The sequence below is a fragment of the Enterococcus sp. AZ194 genome (assembly GCF_051713825.1).
GTDB lineage: Bacteria > Bacillota > Bacilli > Lactobacillales > Enterococcaceae > Enterococcus_K.
Map to the genome: position 1 here is coordinate 1,187,896 of NZ_JBIOQR010000001.1, position 18,050 is coordinate 1,205,945.

The window sequence follows — 18,050 nt, forward strand, 5'->3', positions numbered from 1 at the left end:
TAGCAATAGTCTATCGAGTTATGAAAGTATAAGTAGGCTCTTTTCAGTTGATAAAGGGAATTTTTTGCTTTACTTCACTTTTCATAAGTGGGACAAAGACACTCAATACGGCATTTACGGTTTGATGACCATGGGTAGTTGAGGTGCTGATCCAATTAATCATTTGTGTATCCACCTCATCTTTGAAAGGGCGTTTGATTTTTTCTTCACAATACTTTTCGTAAGCATTAATAATGTCTGAGCAAACCTCATACTCTTCACCTGTTCTTTTTTTTACATCAGTTACTAAATCTTTAAAATTCATTTTTTTTCCTCCTTTGATTTTGCTGTGATTATATATTTTTTAACATCAGCTCTCGAACCCGGGACTTACTTATTTTTGCCTCATCTATTTGAACTGTCTGAAATAAGACATGTAAAATTGAGTCTATATCGACTTGGACGGTAGAATTTTTTATGCTACTAATATCGTATAACGTTTGCATTCCAGCGACAAGAAATTGGATATCTGCAAGTGGATTATTTGAAGAAAATTCCTTTCTTTCATTTCCTTCACGAATCATTTTTGCATAGATTGGACAAACGATTTCAAGTGTCCTTTGCATGGCTCTTTGTTTCATTAAGGCATTGTTTGCTTCATATAGTCGTTCAATCATTATTTTTTTCTCATTTGATTTTGGTTTACTGAATAGAGCGGTCATTAATTTTTCAATAGGAGATAATTTTTTATTTGCGAGAATGTTGTTTGCAAAATCGACTTCTTCATCGATAATTCGCATGATTGATGCATCCATCACTTCTTCTTTTGAATCAAAGTAATAATAAAAAGTTCCTTTAGCAATGCCAACTTCTTTTAGTATGGCATTGACAGTGGTTAGTTCATACCCCCGGGTAGTGAATAATTTTTCTGCGCAATCTAAAATTTCGTTTCTTTTTATATCAAAGTCTTTTGTGCGTGCCATGAAATCCCCTTTCTCGACCAACAGTCTATAAATGAATGATACTCGACTGATGGTCTATTGTCAATGGGTAGATAGAATAAAAATTTTGAATGTTATTGAACAGAGGAGAGATGAGAAATGAGAAATCATTAGAAACAGAAGTAGAAAAATCTTGGTTTTTACGGTAATCTAGTAAATAGTTATTGTAGCAGAAAGGAAATTAAAGGACTATGCAAAAACAAATTTACTTTTACCATGAAAATTACCGATCATAGGATTGGTGCGGTAGTAGACAAAGCTTTAATAGATTGTGCAATAGAATTTTTTTTTGAATTTGAACAGTTGAATAACTTCTTTATGTTAAGAAATAGCGAAGGAGCATGGGACATAACTCAAAAAGTTATGCCCATGCTCCTATTTCCCGAATAAACGGTGGGTACAGAAGCAACTCCATCTGCACTCCGCCCCATCAATTTCTAAAGGTGGAACACCTTTAGAATTGATGGACTGCGTTCCGCTCTCAACAACTTCTATGCATGGGACATGCTAGAGTTGAAGGCTCTTATTGCTGTAAAACACAACGAAGCATGAGTTGATGTTGCACAGTACCTACCTGGTTCTCGGAGTTAAACACTTTATACGAAAACTAAATCTGTAAAAAAACAAAAAAAAGCTACCTCCTACTAAAAGCGTAGTTAGCTAAATTGGTCTAGAACACTCTAGTGGGTAGCTGTTAGAGGGTTCTCTCTATTTTGTAAATACGTTTCTCCAAGTTCTTTATAGCGGGACTGATCGGAAAGCATCCGATAAATAATACGTAGTAATAAATGAACTGTCGCAACGACCGCTTTTTTGTGACCGGCATTTCTTCTTACTCGAAAGAAAAATGCTTGAATTCGGTTCTTTTTCCCCTTTGAAACAGCTAAAGCACCTTGCGCTAAGACTTTCTTTAGATAAGAATTTCCTTTTCTTACCCGTTTACTTCGCGTTTTTCCGGCACTTTGATTATTTCCCGGACTCGCTCCTGCCCATGAAGCTAAATGTCCAGAAGTAGGGAAAACAGACATATCTATCCCAATCTCTGCCAGTACAACTGCGGCAGTTCTTCGATTGATTCCCGGTATTTCCTCTAACCGTTCCACGTATTCTTCATAAGGTGTAAGATAGTCGTTAATTGTTTCTTCGACTTCCTGAATTTGTTTTTCTAAACACTCAATTTGAGTGAGATGAAGAGCTAACATTTTACGATAATGAGGATTCATAAATCCTTCTAAGGCGTCCATTAATTGAGGAACTTTTCTGCGTAGCGTTGTATAAACAGATTTGAGAATGAGTGACTCTGCGATTGTTTTATTTTCAATTAAGACATAAAGCAAGGCGCGACCAGATTTCCCATAAATATCTTTCATCACTGAGGTCAATTTGATTCCAGCATTTTGTAAGACCATATGCCCACGATTTTTTTCTCGATTCAAGTCTTCAACTAAATGTTTGCGATAACGAGTTAAGTCTCTCAATTCTTGAATGGGTTCGGGTGGCACAAAACTCGTAGGAACGACACCTAATCGAGTCAACCGAGCAATCCATTCAGCATCTTTCATATCTGTTTTTTTCCCTGGAATGTTTTTGATATGCCGAGGGTTAGCTAGTTGTAATTCAAACTGATTTTGTAAAATGCGCCACACACATTTCCAATAGACACCCGTACTTTCCATACTAATATGAGTCACTTCATAAGAAGCCAACCAATCAGAGAGTTCAAACAGACCACGAGTTGTTGTTTCAAAACTACCAAAGGCTTTTTCTGGGCGTTTTTTTCCTTCAGTAGAACGAAGAACACAAGCAACAATAACTTTTTGATGAATATCTAATCCAGCACAACAAGAATGAAATACATCTTCCATTTTACCTTCCTCCTTGAAAAAATATCCAGAAGAGGCTATTCTACTTATAGAAACAATTTATTTTTATACGCAGGTTCTATGACCTAATGATTGGTGCAAATAAGTAGAATGATCTAGTTTGTCCCTCAAGGTTACTTGGAGCAGAACCTCAATAAGTGATCGACCTACAAGCCACTCCTGTCAATTATATTATGACAGGAAATCATTTGTAGGTCGATCATTTTCGTTTTCATTCTGTTTGGTGAGGGTGATAACCCTCATGGGTGTTTGTCCCAACCTCTAGATGATGGGTTATGGCAGACAGAATATTCTTTAGAGATGGAATTATTTTTCAACATTTCTCGGTTGAACAATCGAATCAATACTTTTATGATTATTTTAGTGGGAAACTATTGACGTATCCTCTTGAGACAAGCGACAATTGAAGGAATTATATTTTTATAGATTGGCAGGGAAGATGAGATTTCTGATATAAGGATCATTTGAGGTCACTTCTCGAAGCCAAATTTTATTAGTCGAGCCGATTTTGTCAGGAAACGTATCCCCTCAACATCTGTAGTAGAAATAGCTAGGAGTTTCGATTTGTTCCATAGAAATATAAGAGGAATAGCTGTAATTGACTTATAGGCTAACTTAAACCTAGTATTAAGTTTAGAGAGGGGCTGACGATTATGACTAAAGAGAGTTTGGTAAAGAAAAGCATTGGTTATATTCTAGAACATTTAGAGGACAGCATTACGGTTGCAGAGATTGCTGATTACTTATTTCTTTCCAAGTATTATTTTAGTAGGATTTTTAAAGAGATTGTGGGTGAAAGTGTTTATTCGTTTGTTAAACGCCTAAAAATTGAACAAAGCGCAATAGATATAAAACTTCAAAAAGATAAATTACTAACGGATATAGGCTTGAATTATGGCTATAGTTCAAATAATTATAGTACGGCGTTTAAGGAGTATTATCATCTATCACCTACTGAATTCAAGAAGTCTTCTGATAAGCAGACTGTTCTTAATCCTTTTGATAGTCAACGGATAGAACGCCTACGTACATATAAAACATTTGAGAAAAAAGTTCAAATAATAGAGAAGACCGATTTTTATGTATTGTTTGAGCGGACCGTTGGAAACTATTATGACATAAAAAATAATTGGCATTCCTTTCTTGAAAGAAACAAAGAGTATTATCATGCAGAGACTATTCTAGTTGAAAAATTTTATAGTGATCCAGCCCTTACCACTTATCCTAATAATGTCTATGATTTATGCCTAGTGGTTGATGAAAAAATGACTTCACAAGAAAATGTTATGCGTATACAAGGGGGACTGTATGCTATCTATTCCTTTTGTGGAGAAATTCAAAACATTTTTTTTGAGCTTCAAAGCTTCTTTAGTGTTTGGTTAGCTCAAAGCAACTACGTGATGCGAAGCAATTTTGGTTTTACTATTTATCATGAGATAAACTGGCAGACTGAGCGGGTGTCTGTTGATTTTTATATCCCCATACAATAGAGCAAGAATTCAGAAGTTTTTACAAAGACTTTTTTCTATAATAAGGAGGACTCAAGTCAGAGGATTCCTTATGTGGAATAAAGTCTTTTTTTTGTGTCAATTATACGAGGAGGATTGATCAGGATGAACAACACATGTACGCCACCTGTTTTTTTACTAAAGCTTATTAGTAAAAAAGGAAGTGATGGGATGAGAGAGATTATTTGAACAGTGAACCATTTGTCTACACCAACGATTCTTCTATATTGTAAAAAATGTGGTCAAGATGAAGAATTTATATGCTCAGACTGTTTTCGTATTAACGCACAAAAAAAATTTCTTGATGTCTGGCTCATTTATAACTGTGCGAAGTGCAAAACCAGTTGGAATTCAACTATTTTATCACGGATTCATACCAACAAAATAGATGCAAAGGATTTACAATTATTTCAAGAAAATAGTGTGACACTTTCGCGAAAATATGGTTCAGATAAAGAAGTTCTAAAACGCAATGGTGTCAAAATGCAGACAATTGCATATGAAGTGATTGGCGAGTCATTTTTTTTAGATGAATCTGTCCGACTGCAAATTAATTACGCCTTTCCTGTAGACGTGAAACTTGCAACGATTTTAAAAGATAAGTTAGAGTTGTCCAATTCTGAGCTAAAACAATATGTCAGAAAAGGGGGCATTCATAGTCCACAAACAAATATTTTCAAGGGAAAATTACATCATAAACAGATTGTTCTGTTTAATGAAAAGCAAGTAGAATAGACAGCCTAGCTCAATAAAGTCGAGGACGATTCGCGCTTAACAGATGTGTTTGGCTCCGATAAGTAAAAAGAATTCACAAAAATCACTTTCGAATTTTTGTGAATTTCAGCTTACTTTTCGGAGCTTATTCTGTTTTCATTGTTTCTCAAGTGGTTAAGAAAACAAGAACGATTCGAGTGAGATTTCGCGCGCAAGGGTTCGCTTAAAGCTTACGTTTTTTATAATTTATAAAGGTTTTCTTCAAATTTTTCTACAAAATAGCGGATGTTTGTTCGGCCTTTTGTAATAATTTTGTGTCCCTCAGATTCAAGTAGTTTTTTTTGCCCTAATACACCTAAAGGATATTTAGGATTTAACTCACCGTTTGCTTTTAAGGTACGCCAATAAGGAGTCTTGTTTTCAGAGCGTTGTGAACTTGCCCATGCAACAATTGAAACAAAAATTCCTGCAGTAATTGGATCAGTAAAGTCGGCTTGATTTTCTTTTGCAAAATACGCGCGAATATCACCCACTAGAATCAATTTGCCATAAGGAATTTTTTTCATTACGGTGTCATAAGCAATAGGTGGAGCAAAAAACATCTTTTGTCCACCATATTTTTCGATGGATTTTGTATCAGTGAGTACCTGTGTTTTTGGCATATCCTTACTGTTTTGAAGCATAGCATTAAAGTCTTTTATGTGTTCATTTGCCATATCTAGCACCTCCATAGATTAATTAAACAGGATTGTTTTAGGTAAAGCAATGAGGCTGTTTTAAAAATAATCACCTATTTTGTAGTGAGCGATGTTTACAACTTTCGTCTTACAAGAAATATTCTGATTTGAAAAATAGGAGTGAGTCACTAATCAAATAAGGATAGTTGTTGATTGGTTTTTTGTTCAAAGGTCGTGAGGTAATCGAATATTTGTCTATTGTCGTGCATGATTTGGTTTTCCTCACAAATAGAATGAAATAGCTCCATCAAAGCGTTGTTGTTTCGACTTAGAATGCTATATTGATTGCCATATGTTCTGATATATTTCTCTTTTATTGTGGGGAAATGTTTATCTAATTGCTCATAAAAATATTCTCTATTTCCCTCTCTCAGTGTCAGTCCCATACCAAAGCAGAGAATTCCTTTGACTTTTGCTTCAATACAATAATTTAAAATCCCCTCTAGATTCTCTTTGGTGTCGTTGATAAAAGGCAGGATAGGGCACAACCAGACAATCGTTGGAATCCCTTCATCACGAAGTACCTTTAGTGTTTCAAATCGCTCTTTTGTTGAGCTAGCATGGGGTTCGATTTTTCTACATAGTTGTTCATCATAGGTAGTCAAAGTCATTTGTACTACCGCTTTTGTTTGTTGGTTGATTTGTTTTAAGAGGTCTAAATCTCTTAGGACTCTGCTAGACTTTGTAATCAAGGTAATGCCAAAACCATATTTTTCAACTAACATGAGCGTTTTTCGAACATGTTGAAGTTTGTGTTCAATCGGTATGTAGGGATCAGTCATGGAGCCTGTACCAATCATACATTTTGTTCGTTTTCGTTTGAGCGCAGCTTCCAGTAGTTCGATAGCATTCTCTTTTACTTGAATATCCTCGAACGCATGTGTCATTTGGTAACATTTGCTTCGTGAGTCACAATAAATGCAGCCAAACGAGCACCCACGATAAAGGTTCATGCCGTTTTTAGGCGATAGGATTGTTTTTGCTTGAATATAATGCATGATTTCTCCTTGGAAGTTGGGGCAGAAGCATTTAACACCGAGAACCAAGACCTTCAAATCTAACATGTCTTATGCGTAGAAGTTGTTGAGATCGGAACGTAGTCAAGATGGAGCTGCTTTTGTACCCACCGTTTATTCGGACGCTAAGAGTTTATTTGTTCATTCGTACGTATGCAAATAAATTCTAGTCCGTGTATCAAAATTTTTTGTTTATCTAAATCTCTTTTATTAGAAAAAGCTCTAATGGTTGTTTGTATTTAGGAACATCGATCATCAAACTGCCCGCATCATTAAAGCCTAATTTTCGATAGAAGTATTGTGCTTGCTCATCGACTTGTGTAGAGGTCATTACCATACCATACCCTAGCTCTTTCATTTCTATTTCCCAAAATGCCATTAGTTTGGTGCCATAGCCGTTTTGTTGCTGTTTTTCATCGACATACAGCAGTGTACAAAAAGGGAGGTTGTCCCAAAAAAAATTGTATCTTAGGATTCCGATAGGTCTATCGTCTTCAATCAATAGATAGGCCATTTTATCGCGAACCTTTTTCTCAAACTCAGCTTTTGATAAATGCTTATCTAAGCTGAACCAAAAAGAAGCGTCGGTCATCTTTGCATAGCGAATTTGTATCATGGAAGTTGTCTCCTAAAATTATTGTTTTTGAAAATTAGTAAGAACTTGAAGTAAATTTGTAATTCTTTTGATGAACCAGTTACTTATTGTGTTCGTTTGGTTTAGCATCAGATAAGCAGCCAGTCACGTAATCGAAGGAACTAGCTTACTTAGAGTATACTCAGATGAACAATATATTGCCATATTGTAATGGAGAATTATGAATTTTTTTAAATGAAATTATATAGTTCATGAATCGGCTATTCAGAATTTGTTTGCTGATAGAGGCTATAAAAAAGTAAATTCTCTACCAGGTGAAGGCAAGATAGGTAAAAGAAATTACCAATAAACAGTGTATAACACTTTACAATGATTTGAGAACTGTTATATACTGTTTGTGAAGAGGGAGGGAGATAATTAAATGAAGATTATTATAAATACTTCTTTAATGATTCCCATTTATGAGCAAATTGTCGACCAAATTAAAGTTTTGATACGCGAGGGTGAACTAAAAAAAGATGATAATTTACCATCTGTTCGTTCTCTGTCAAAAGAGTTAAAGATTAGTGCATTGACGGTGAAAAAAGCGTATGACCACTTAGAAAGTGAAGGGTTTGTCGAGACAGTTCACGGGAAAGGGACCTATGTTTTAGCGCCCAACAAAGAGGTTTTGTTGGAAGAACAGAGAAAAGAGTTGGCGTCAGAACTAGCTCAGGCAATCCAAAAGGGGAGGCGATGTGGAATTAGTGATGAAGAAATCAAACGCTTATTTGAATTCATTTTGGAGGGATAAGTATGTTAAAAATCAATCATTTAAAAAAACAGTATGGTCGTTTCTCGTTGGATTGTTCTTTAGAGGTGAAAAAAGGCAATATAACTGGATTGATTGGTCAGAATGGTGCAGGGAAGAGTACCGCATTTAAAGCGATCTTAGGTTTAATCTCAATTGACAGTGGATCGATTCATATTTTGGGAAAAGATGGTGCAAATATAACACCCAAAGATAGAGAAGATATGGGTGTTGTTCTTTCTGATTCAGGATTTAGTGGTTATTTGACAATCAAAGACATTGGGCGGATTTTATAATGAACTTAGCCACCTAGGAAAATAAAAAAACGTCATCGTAAAATTTCATGTATTATTGAAGTTCCTACACAATCAATAAAGGATGAATTTACGATGACGCAAACTGAGAATACCACAGAATCACGCAAAGGAAAACACCTAAGTTACGAAGAACGAGTAAAAATTGAAGCTTAGAAACAATTAGACAAGCCGTTGTCCAATCGAGAAATTGCCAAACAGCTTGGTCGAGCGCCTCAAACGATCCATACAGAGATCAAAGATGGACTGGCTCGTCAAATTCGCCGGCAAAAGCAGAATGGAAAAATATATGAGTATGCCTCCGTTCAATACTTTGCTAGCACGGGACAAGAAGCTTATGAACAGGCAAGAAAGAATTCTCGTAAACCTGCGAAGTGGCTTCAAGCGCCGAATTTCATGGCTTACGCAGATCATCAGATGAAGAAAAATAGTTGGTCGCCTGATGTCGTAGTTGCCGAAGCTAAGAGAGGGAACTTATTCCCGAACGAGAAAATCCCCTGCACGACCACCATGTATAACTACATTGATTTCGGCTTGATGACCACTCGAAATATTGACTTATGCCTTAAAACACGTCGGAATACCAAACCTGCTCGAAATCGTAAGAACAGAACGATTCTAGGTGAGTTAATTGAAAAGCGTCCAGATATTGTTGAGCGTCGCGAACGATTTGGTGATTGGGAAATTGATACAGTCAATGGATTGAGAACGAAAACTGACCAAGCCTTGTTAACCTTAACAGAAAGAAAAACACGCTACGAAGTCATCATTAAGATTGATGGAAAAGCTGCGAACCCTGTCAATCAGGCGCTCAATACGTTGAGAGAAGCTGCTGGGAAACATTTCCATTTATTATTCAAGACGATTACTTCTGATAATGGAACGGAATTCTCTGGGCTTTCTGAGTTACTCAAAGGCGTTACAGACGTCTATTTTACGCATCCGTATTCTTCTTGGGAACGAGGGACAAATGAAAATCATAATGGCATTATCCGACGTTTCATACCAAAAGGTACGCGCATGAGTGATGTGCCTTTATCAACTGTGCGTAAGGTCCAGGACTGGATGAATAATCTTCCAAGGAAAATCCTTGGTTATGCGACACCGCGAGAACGTTTCTTGGAAGAAATGTCTAAATTGACTTTAGATGTCTGAGCGCCGTACAAGCTTGACAATGAGCCTCCTAGGGCATGAATATGGTTGGGCGATTCTTCGGTCTACACTCAGAACTTTTGCCCAACACTGCTAGGTGCAGTTACCATGCCCTAGCTCATTGTCAAGCTTGTACTTGTACGACGAAAAATTAAATAATGAGGAAATTTCAATAAGTGGCTAACTTGCACTTGAAATTTGCGATCAAAGACATTGTCCCAATTTTGGAAAAATTATATAAAAAATTTGATGCTGCTGAATTTATGGAGAAGGTTGCTCATTTTCAATTACCTCTTGATAAGCAAATTAAAGAATTTTCGACGGGGATGAAGGCGAAGTTAAAGGTGTTAGTGGCTATCTCTCATCAGGCGAAGTTTCTCATTTTAGACGAACCGACCGCTGGGTTAGACGTTATCGCTCGAGATGAGCTATTAGATTTATTAAGAGAATTCATGGAAGAGGACGAAGATCGTGCGATTATCGTTAGTTCGCATATTTCAAGTGATTTGGAAACCTTATGTGATGATATTTATATGATTCATGAGGGTCAGATTATCTTTCATGAGGAAACGGATATTTTGTTGAGTGATTATGCATTATTAAAAGTATCATCAGAACAGTTTGAGACACTCGATAAAGACTATCTTTTACGTATTAAGAAGGAAACATATGGGTATTGTTGTTTAACGAATCAAAAACAATACTATATAGAAAACTATCCTAAAATTTCGATTGAGAATGGGTCAATCGATGAAGTAATCACTTTGATGATAAGAGGTGAAAAACAATGATGGGTTTGATAGTTAAAGATCTTAAGCTGATGGGAAATCAGAAGAGATTTTTTGTGATGATTGTTTTTATAGCAATTGCTATGAGTTTTGGGACTTCAGATACGACAACACCAATAGGCTTTTTGGGATTAATAGGGTCAATGTTTACGATAAGCACAATTAGCTATGATGAAACGGATAACGGCTTTGCATTTTTATTTACGCTACCTATATCACGCAACATATATGTCCTTGAAAAGTATACTTTTGGGTTGCTTACCGGACTATTATTTTGGCTGATTGGAACCATTGCTAGCTTTATTGGCGCTCTAATAGGTGGAAATGTTGATTTTATGGGTCTCCTTCTAGGTGCACTTGGGATTGTGCCAGCGATTCTCTTTTTGTTTGCTGTTATGACTCCTTTTCAGTTGAAGTATGGGATAGAAAAAGGCAGACTAGTGATGTTTGGCGTTATTGGAGGTGTGACGGTTGTTGTTTTCTTAGTTATCAAATTGATTGGGTTATTAGGTATTGATTTAACAGTTATAATCAACAAACTTTCAACACTACAAGTGAGTGGGTTTATCGTAGGAATAATCGTTCTGTTTGTGGGATTTTACCTAATATCCCTTCGTATCAGTCTAACAATTATGAAGAAAAAAGAATTTTAGTCCTACTTGAGCTACCGATAAATGAGAAACCATTTATAATTCATCGACAATAGGCTCGTTTTATCAAATTTGTTTTGATAAAACGAGCCTATAAACTATTCATGTCTTTTCACACCATTGATTAATCTTAATAATTTCGGGTGACATTTAGGTGTTGCTGTCTATATCCTTAATCGTGTCAATCGATTCTGTGATAATCCAATCATCCATATTGCTGTCACGACGATATTTGAAGGACTCAATTTGTTCGATTTTATCAATTGTATATAATGCCAAAAACTTTTTCCCAGCCCAACGTTTATATTGATCTTTAGACAGGTTTAACTCTTTTTCATATTGATCTACAAAAGCAATGGACTCATCAGGGGTCATTTTTTCAGTCTCGATAACATGACTAATGAGACCACGATAGTGAACCATCAAATCGCCACCAGTTTCCACAAAATAAACGGCATCGCCAACTTTTGCTCGTCCGCCTAAAGGGACCTTTTTTCCTGCAGCTCCACGGATAATCATGCTCTTTTCTTTAGACAATAATTTTTCTAATTCCTTGGCTTTATTATTGAGATAAACTAGATGCTCTGCACGTCCTTCTTTTCCTTGATACCACTCGCTTACTGTCATTATCTTTCCCTCCTGATAAGTTAATTATTTTAGTTAATTCGCCAGATTGGCCTGTTCCTTACTAATAGTCATTTGCTATTCTTTTGACAGGAATCCAAGTTTCAACAGAGTTATCTTGCCCGTAAACTTCGACATCTGGTCCTTGCGTAAACTCATAACCACTCGTTGGTAGCCAATCAAAAACAATCTTTTTCTGAAACTCTTGTAATTCTTTAGGAGTATCACTAGCTGGATGTTTAAAGCATGCCCAAGTAGCTTCTGGAACGAGTAATTCATGCAAGTCCTCTTTTAGGGCCTCTGTTGAAGCAACGCCAATGTAATAATCAAAGGCACTATTATCTAAATTTGGCTGATAGTCACTCACACCTAACACTCCAAAAGGCTGTTGATTCATGAAAGGGAGTAGTTCAGAGATAAGATTTTTTTGGTGCGTTTCTTGCCAAAAGAGAGGGATATCTTGGCGACCTTGTTCATTTTCCATGGTGGTTTGAATCTTTTTTCCTATCACTCGAAAACCCGGCATCTGAGTCACACGATAATCTAATGGTTCAGCGCCTTTAATAGTTAGCTCAAAACTTAAAGGCGGATAAGCTTTTATGACGGACTCATTTCGTTTGATATCTTTCGGAGTAGTACCATGGAATGCTTTGAAGGCTCGACTAAATGAAGCAGGCGAACTATAGCCATATTTGTAGGCAACCTCTGTCACACTACTGGAATCAGAGAGTAAATCATGTGCAGAACAAGCTAAGCGTCTGCAGCGAATGTACTCAGAGATAGGAATATTCGAAAGTAGTAAAAATAGGCGTTGAAGGTGATAAGGGGAGTACCCTACTATTTTTCCCATTTCATCGTAATCTAGTTTCTCCGTCAGATTCTCCTCTATGTACGAAATAATTTCATTAAAGCTGGTCACAATGTTAGTCATCTTGTCATCTCCTCATTTTTTAGAGTTGTTCATCTTTCTATTATACACACTGAGAGCAATCCGCCCCAATTTTTTACAGAAAGAAGCTATAATTTTTGGAAGTATTTTGTAATGTCCCATCAAGTTAGCGTTCTTAGTACCAAAAATGAAAGGGGGCGATGTTTGATTTGTGCGTAGCGATGTTCTACTCATGTTTAACCGTTTGGAAGGTCACGTGAAGTTCTCTTCTACTCTATAATAACAAGCTTTGAAATGAAAAACATGACATCTGCTGTTAGATAATGTCATGTTTTTGAGAAAATAATTTTGCTGTTTTTCCGTAATTCGAAGTCCATTCCAGAGTTGAAGAGCTAAAATAAACTAGAATTCACGACAAATCTAAGCGATTTTCGTGAATTCCAGTTTATTGCACAGTACTTATTTGATCTCTGCGGTGAAAACTTCTGTCCAACCTCAGCTCTTGCTTCAGGCTACTCTTTGTCTTCTGAAAATGTCAATACATAGCCAGTATTGTCAAGTATCGCAAATTCTTTTGAACCATAAAAAGTAGTATGTTTCTCTGTATAAATCGTGTGGGTAGTCTGTAATTCTTGATAAAGAGCCTCAAAATCATCCGTTTTGATATAAAGGCTGATGGATGGTTTCACTTTATCCGTCATTAAAGCGGGATATTCGTTAATAAAGTTTTCTTTTTCTTGGAACATCAATGTCAGACCTTCTTTTACTAAAATAGCAAATTGTAGTCCGCCAGCCTCATTTGGTACGGACGCAACAGTTGTGAAGCCTAATTTCTGTTCGTAAAAAGCCATAGTTTCTGTAACATTTTCCACCATTAAGTTCGGTGTTATACTTTTTAACATAAAAATTCCTCCTCTTTGTAGCTGTATTTTATCAAGTAAAAAGGAGGATGTATTGGAAAAATTAGTCATTCTTGATATCGTGCTAGAAGTTCATGTGGTGTTAAACCGATAGTTCGTTTAAAGTCATTGATAAAATGCGACTGATCATAATACTGAACAGAAGCCAGTACCTCTGAAGGCTTCTGTTCTGTTTTAGTCAAGATGCCAAGCGATTTTTGGAACCGAATAATAGAAAGAACAACTTTTGGCGTCAACCCATAATTTTTATTAAAGTTTCTTTGGCATTGGCTTTGACTAATATTTAACTGTTGAGACATCTCAGCAACAGAAGTAGGTGGATCGTGAATAAGTTCGTTAAATAACTGAGTGTAAAGGCTAGGTCGAATGCCTTGAGTCTTCTGATTTATAAAATTAATCAAATACATTTTGGCTTTTTCAAAGGATAAGGAGAAAAAGTAAGAAGCATCAAACTCGGTATAAACTTCTGTGATAGATAAAAAATTATCCATTGCCTCTATTGCTTTTCTGCCAGTTAATTGATGAAAAGCACCCGGCATTAGTCTTAACCCCATAAATTTTCTGGGCAGCCGTATGGGGAAGTGGAGATCAGTCTGACTCATTCCAGAAAAACCTATCCTTTGTTCCTCAAAATCAACCACCAAATCAATGCAGCCATCAAGGATGATGATATTTTCTAGCTGGGTAGACTTGTTTTCAAGCGGAAGCATTTCCCATTGACAAATAACAAAATCGGTTAGTTCAGGAATCATCGTTTCACGATAGTTGATATGTTTCATAAATTTCTCATTTAATATATAGGGGATCTGGATTGGGTAGTACATAAGTTTACCTCCAAAACGGAATATTTTTATAAAGATAAAAAAGTTCGCGTAGATTAGTATAATTTCAACTAGATGTGGTATGCTTATTGAAAGCGATATCAAGTGTTTTATAAATGCTTGGGTATACGAGTTATCAATTTAAGGAGGAAAATCAGCATGAACAAAGAGGAAAGAATGACCTTTGTCGAAAGAAAAATCAACCAGAACAGGTACCTGTTAAAATTCAATCGCCCAGTTACTTTAAACCCATTTGTCGAAAATTCCTACATAAAAGAAACAATAGATGTCATTAACTTCAATCAAAAGGATCGACTAGAGGTTGCTGTCGATAAAACTATTACTAAAGAGCAACTGTTTGAATTAGTTTCAAAAGAATATGATCTTGAAAAAGATAGTTTTGAGATTGTTGAAAAAAGTCAAGGGTTATCGAATCTATTTCCTCTATAGACTGCTATTGAAAGTCTTTTTTTGATAAGCTCAAAAGAAGATTAAGTAGGCCAAATGAATGAACCGACTTGGAAATTCGTCAAAGGATTTTCAAGTCGGTTTGTTCGTCGAAGGCTCATTTCTTACATCGTTGCTATTTTTCTGACAGTATTAGCTGTTCGAATAGTGATTTTTTCACGTACCGCTGAACTGGCTGTTTTGGCCCACCAGTTTGTTTTTTGATGATCTTTTCGAATAAATGACCAAAAAATTGCTTGAGCAGAGGGTTCAATCCATTCATATTCAGTATTTGGGAGACCCATATGTTGCGCGATTTCTTCATAGGTAAAAGGCTCAAGGATAAAAATTAAATTATCATAGATAGATTTGTCTTCTTGCCCCCACCAGTTAGGCGCTTTTTCAAGTAGTGTCAGTAATTCTTCTTGTAAGACAACATGAACGAGGATCTCTAAATCGAAGCGTTCTGTTATCATTGACTGAATGGTAGAAGAAAGCTGCTGTTTATTTTCTATCTCACTTGAAAAAATAACGTTGCCGCTGTTCAAGTGGGTCCGAACTTCCATGAGACCTAGCATAGTGAATCCTACTATTAATTCAGCCATGGAAAGTTTGTTCTTTCCACCGACGTTGATTCCTCTTAATAAAGCGACATATCTTTTCATAAGTGAGCACTCCTTTTATTATAAAGTCAGTATAACAAATAAGGAAAAAATTAAAAGTAGGAAAGGCTTTTTTCAGCTTATTTTTGAAGACATTTAATCTAAGTTAGGGAAAAATCACTAATCAAAAAAATACACGAAAATGAGTGAGAAAGCCGCATTTTCGTGTATTTGATCTGTTTATCGATTAGTTGTTAGGTAATATTTGTAAGCTATTTTGATACTGTCTTTTGCATCATTTCCAATTCGGGGGATACCATGCCCGCCAACAATGATAGTTGGCGCAAGATTCAATTTCCAAAGCTTGGCAAAACTTTCTCCTAATCTGGCACAATTATAATTCATATCGCCTTTCCAACCAGTAGAGGCAATATTACCAGTTTCACCATCAGGGAAAAACATATCACCAGAAAATAGGATGGCATCATTTTCAAGTTGGACATAAAAGATTACACTGCCATCCGTATGTCCAGGCATTTTATAGACTTGAATAGTTAATCCACCAATCGAGAGTTGGGTATCCATTGTAAAAACTTCATCTGCTTTACAAGGAGGCATCACATGATTTGTGTAGGGACTCTCCGCTCCGAAATCGCCCTGAGCCATCATCTCGATGTCTTCTTTTCCGACGAGGACTTTTGCTCCTTTTTCTTGAAAATGAGCTGCGCAGCCTGCATGATCATCGTGTCCATGAGTAAGTAAGACATGTGTAATTTGGTTTTCGGCAATTCCCCAATAGGTTAGATTGTCGATAATTGTTTCTAATGCGCCAGGATTACTACTGTCAATTAAGATATACCCCTCCTCATGTTTTAAGGCATATGCATTCCCTAATTTGCCATAAGTTCCTCCAGAAAGTAAGTATAAACCTGTTCTAATTTGCATCTGTTTCGTCTCCTTGAATCGTTTGAATATATTCTTCTAATTCGGTTTTGATATTACTAACCTTTGTTCCATAGATGACTTGCGCATTGTTTCCTTTAAGAAAGACACCCGCAGCACCTGTTTCTTTTAGAAGAGGCTCATTGAGTTTATCGCCTGATACTAGTGTAACACGTAAGCGAGTCGCACAGTTATCTATATCTTGAATATTACTTAGACCACCTAGCCCAGTAAGAATTTGCGCGCTTAGTGTCTCTTCACTATTTGTAGTAGAAGTTGTTGTGTTGGTCTGTTCATTTTTTTGCGCTTTTTGCTCTAAATAATCAGCTTTTGTATGAAGCTTTATTTCTTTCACATTCTCTTCTCGTCCAGGTGTGGCAATCTTGAATTTTAGAATCATAAATTTGAAAACAAAATAATATAAGAAGGCATAAACGATACCGACTGCTAAAACAGCAATCCAATGTGTTCGTTCATTTCCTGGGATTACCCCATAAATAAGGAAATCTAGAACTCCACCAGAGAATGTATAACCAACTCCGGCATTAAGTAAGGAAACAATGGCAAAAGATAATCCGCCAAGCACGCAATGAATGCCAAAATATAGTAGAGGAGAAGCAAATAGGAACGAAAATTCTAGTGGTTCAGTGATTCCAGTTAGAAACGAAGTAATAGATGAAGAGAATAAAAGTCCCTTCACTTTTTCTTTATTTTCTTTAAAAGCTGTGTGATACATGGCAAGTGCGGCCCCTGGGAAACCAAACATCATAATTGGATAGTTACCAGAGTAGAATCTTGCAACATCTGAGCTAATGACATCTCCATTAGCTAGCTGAGCAAAAAGAATATTTTGTGCACCGACTAAATGTTCTCCAGCAACTGTTGCACTTCCACCTAAAGCTGTTTGCCAGAAGGGCATATAGAATACATGATGTAAGCCTGTTGGAATCAATGCTCGAAGAATGAAGCCGTAAAGGAAAGTTCCCACGACACCTAGACCTGCGATACCTGTTCCTAATGCAGCAATTCCTTGGGCGATGATTGGCCACACAAATGCAAAAAGAATACCAACGATAATTGCAACACATGCAGAGATAATAGGAACAAATCGAGTTCCAGCAAAGAAAGAGAGCATTTCGGGTAGTTTTATTTTATAATATTTATTATGCAGGATTGAAACGATTAATCCAATGACAACACCGCCAAGAACGCTTGTGTTCATTGTATTCTCAAAGCCTAAGAAATTACTAAGTAGACCAGGTGTTTTTTGCAAGTCTTCAAGACTCATAAAATTTTTGATGGTACTAGTAATCGCCATGTTCATGACGAAGTAAGCGATTAAGGCTGATAACGCTGCCACTTCTTTGCTGTTTTTAGCTAGACCAAGAGCGACAGCTACAGCAAATAATAGGGGAAGGAGACCAAAAATGATATTTCCACTGTCTGTTAAAACACCGAATAACTTAAATAAAAAACTACCTTCTTTGATAAATGTGCTTCGTTCAGGGTTAGTGAGTGTTGAGCCGACTCCTAAAAGTAAACCTGCAATAGGTAAAACGGCAATGGGTAACATGAAGGATTTTCCGATTTTTTGTAAAGTGCTAAAAATAGTATCTTTCATCATAATAAGTCCTTTCAATAATAGAGTGCACGTAGAAAAGCGATTACATTTTTTGTG

At 36.4% G+C, this 18,050-nt stretch carries 21 protein-coding genes and 1 pseudogene; 9 read left to right on the plus strand and 13 right to left on the minus strand.

Going from position 1 to position 18,050, the window contains the following annotated elements:
* Positions 1-43: 43 nt before the first annotated feature.
* The 3 genes from IGI37_RS05670 to IGI37_RS05680 all read right to left on the minus strand — a co-directional run bounded on the left by IGI37_RS05670 (position 44) and on the right by IGI37_RS05680 (position 2,845).
* A complete protein-coding gene (locus IGI37_RS05670; RefSeq protein ID WP_438760472.1) occupies positions 44-304 on the minus strand; it encodes a hypothetical protein in 261 nt (86 codons plus the stop codon).
* Positions 305-332: 28 nt separating this feature from the next.
* The gene (locus tag IGI37_RS05675) at positions 333-962 is read right to left on the minus strand and encodes a TetR/AcrR family transcriptional regulator (protein ID WP_438760473.1); all 630 of its coding nucleotides are present in this window, start codon (positions 960-962) and stop codon (positions 333-335) included.
* Between the two features lie 698 nt (positions 963-1,660).
* Positions 1,661-2,845 carry an IS110 family transposase gene (locus tag IGI37_RS05680; RefSeq protein ID WP_438760474.1) on the minus strand — a complete coding sequence of 395 codons (1,185 nt, stop codon included), beginning with the start codon at positions 2,843-2,845 and terminating at the stop codon, positions 1,661-1,663.
* Between the two features lie 293 nt (positions 2,846-3,138).
* Here IGI37_RS05680 and IGI37_RS05685 point away from each other — a divergent pair, with 293 nt between their 5' ends.
* The 3 genes from IGI37_RS05685 (at position 3,139) to IGI37_RS05695 (ending at position 5,106) form a co-directional block, all read left to right on the plus strand.
* Complete coding sequence (locus IGI37_RS05685) at positions 3,139-3,270, plus strand: hypothetical protein (RefSeq protein ID WP_438760475.1); 132 nt, start codon at positions 3,139-3,141, stop codon at positions 3,268-3,270.
* A 246-nt stretch (positions 3,271-3,516) separates the two neighbouring features.
* The gene (locus tag IGI37_RS05690) at positions 3,517-4,353 is read left to right on the plus strand and encodes an AraC family transcriptional regulator (protein ID WP_438760476.1); all 837 of its coding nucleotides are present in this window, start codon (positions 3,517-3,519) and stop codon (positions 4,351-4,353) included.
* 210 nt (positions 4,354-4,563) lie between these two features.
* Entirely contained in the window at positions 4,564-5,106 is a 543-nt protein-coding gene (locus tag IGI37_RS05695) for a DUF1062 domain-containing protein (protein ID WP_438760477.1), read from the plus strand.
* A gap of 218 nt (positions 5,107-5,324) precedes the next feature.
* Here the strand turns inward: IGI37_RS05695 and IGI37_RS05700 are convergent, their stop codons facing one another.
* The 3 genes from IGI37_RS05700 to IGI37_RS05710 all read right to left on the minus strand — a co-directional run bounded on the left by IGI37_RS05700 (position 5,325) and on the right by IGI37_RS05710 (position 7,454).
* Positions 5,325-5,801, minus strand: a complete 477-nt coding sequence (locus IGI37_RS05700) for a methylated DNA-protein cysteine methyltransferase (RefSeq protein ID WP_438760478.1) — start codon at positions 5,799-5,801, stop codon at positions 5,325-5,327.
* A 149-nt stretch (positions 5,802-5,950) separates the two neighbouring features.
* Positions 5,951-6,820, minus strand: coding sequence for an SPL family radical SAM protein (locus IGI37_RS05705; RefSeq protein WP_438760479.1), 870 nt, complete (start codon positions 6,818-6,820; stop codon positions 5,951-5,953).
* 214 nt (positions 6,821-7,034) lie between these two features.
* Positions 7,035-7,454, minus strand: a complete 420-nt coding sequence (locus IGI37_RS05710) for a GNAT family N-acetyltransferase (protein WP_438760480.1) — start codon at positions 7,452-7,454, stop codon at positions 7,035-7,037.
* Positions 7,455-7,854: 400 nt separating this feature from the next.
* On the opposite strand from IGI37_RS05710, the gene IGI37_RS05715 reads away from it, so the two are divergent.
* From IGI37_RS05715 to IGI37_RS05735, 5 genes and pseudogenes are all read left to right on the plus strand, one after another.
* A complete protein-coding gene (locus IGI37_RS05715) occupies positions 7,855-8,226 on the plus strand; it encodes a GntR family transcriptional regulator (RefSeq protein WP_438760481.1) in 372 nt (123 codons plus the stop codon).
* 2 nt (positions 8,227-8,228) lie between these two features.
* Complete coding sequence (locus tag IGI37_RS05720) at positions 8,229-8,519, plus strand: ATP-binding cassette domain-containing protein (protein ID WP_438760482.1); 291 nt, start codon at positions 8,229-8,231, stop codon at positions 8,517-8,519.
* 93 nt (positions 8,520-8,612) lie between these two features.
* Positions 8,613-9,692 (plus strand): annotated as a pseudogene (locus IGI37_RS05725) (IS30 family transposase).
* A 173-nt stretch (positions 9,693-9,865) separates the two neighbouring features.
* Entirely contained in the window at positions 9,866-10,480 is a 615-nt protein-coding gene (locus IGI37_RS05730; RefSeq protein ID WP_438760483.1) for an AAA family ATPase, read from the plus strand.
* On the plus strand, positions 10,480-11,130 hold the full coding sequence (locus IGI37_RS05735) for an ABC-2 transporter permease (RefSeq protein WP_438763593.1): 651 nt from the start codon (positions 10,480-10,482) through the stop codon (positions 11,128-11,130). Before IGI37_RS05730 ends, IGI37_RS05735 begins: the two co-directional genes overlap by 1 nt.
* A gap of 147 nt (positions 11,131-11,277) precedes the next feature.
* Here the strand turns inward: IGI37_RS05735 and IGI37_RS05740 are convergent, their stop codons facing one another.
* From IGI37_RS05740 to IGI37_RS05755, 4 genes are all read right to left on the minus strand, one after another.
* On the minus strand, positions 11,278-11,754 hold the full coding sequence (locus IGI37_RS05740) for a hypothetical protein (protein WP_438760484.1): 477 nt from the start codon (positions 11,752-11,754) through the stop codon (positions 11,278-11,280).
* 61 nt (positions 11,755-11,815) lie between these two features.
* A complete protein-coding gene (locus tag IGI37_RS05745; RefSeq protein WP_438760485.1) occupies positions 11,816-12,682 on the minus strand; it encodes an AraC family transcriptional regulator in 867 nt (288 codons plus the stop codon).
* A gap of 470 nt (positions 12,683-13,152) precedes the next feature.
* Entirely contained in the window at positions 13,153-13,542 is a 390-nt protein-coding gene (locus IGI37_RS05750) for a VOC family protein (RefSeq protein ID WP_438760486.1), read from the minus strand.
* A gap of 65 nt (positions 13,543-13,607) precedes the next feature.
* Positions 13,608-14,384, minus strand: coding sequence for a helix-turn-helix domain-containing protein (locus IGI37_RS05755; protein ID WP_438760487.1), 777 nt, complete (start codon positions 14,382-14,384; stop codon positions 13,608-13,610).
* A 156-nt stretch (positions 14,385-14,540) separates the two neighbouring features.
* Between IGI37_RS05755 and IGI37_RS05760 the strand changes: the two genes are divergently transcribed.
* The gene (locus tag IGI37_RS05760) at positions 14,541-14,831 is read left to right on the plus strand and encodes a hypothetical protein (protein WP_438760489.1); all 291 of its coding nucleotides are present in this window, start codon (positions 14,541-14,543) and stop codon (positions 14,829-14,831) included.
* A gap of 122 nt (positions 14,832-14,953) precedes the next feature.
* Here IGI37_RS05760 and IGI37_RS05765 read toward each other — a convergent pair whose 3' ends face one another.
* From IGI37_RS05765 to IGI37_RS05775, 3 genes are all read right to left on the minus strand, one after another.
* Positions 14,954-15,493 carry a DUF1697 domain-containing protein gene (locus IGI37_RS05765; RefSeq protein ID WP_438760491.1) on the minus strand — a complete coding sequence of 180 codons (540 nt, stop codon included), beginning with the start codon at positions 15,491-15,493 and terminating at the stop codon, positions 14,954-14,956.
* A 177-nt stretch (positions 15,494-15,670) separates the two neighbouring features.
* A complete protein-coding gene (locus IGI37_RS05770; protein ID WP_438760492.1) occupies positions 15,671-16,375 on the minus strand; it encodes an MBL fold metallo-hydrolase in 705 nt (234 codons plus the stop codon).
* On the minus strand, positions 16,365-17,996 hold the full coding sequence (locus tag IGI37_RS05775; protein WP_438760493.1) for a PTS transporter subunit EIIC: 1,632 nt from the start codon (positions 17,994-17,996) through the stop codon (positions 16,365-16,367). Before IGI37_RS05775 ends, IGI37_RS05770 begins: the two co-directional genes overlap by 11 nt.
* Positions 17,997-18,050 lie beyond the last annotated feature (54 nt).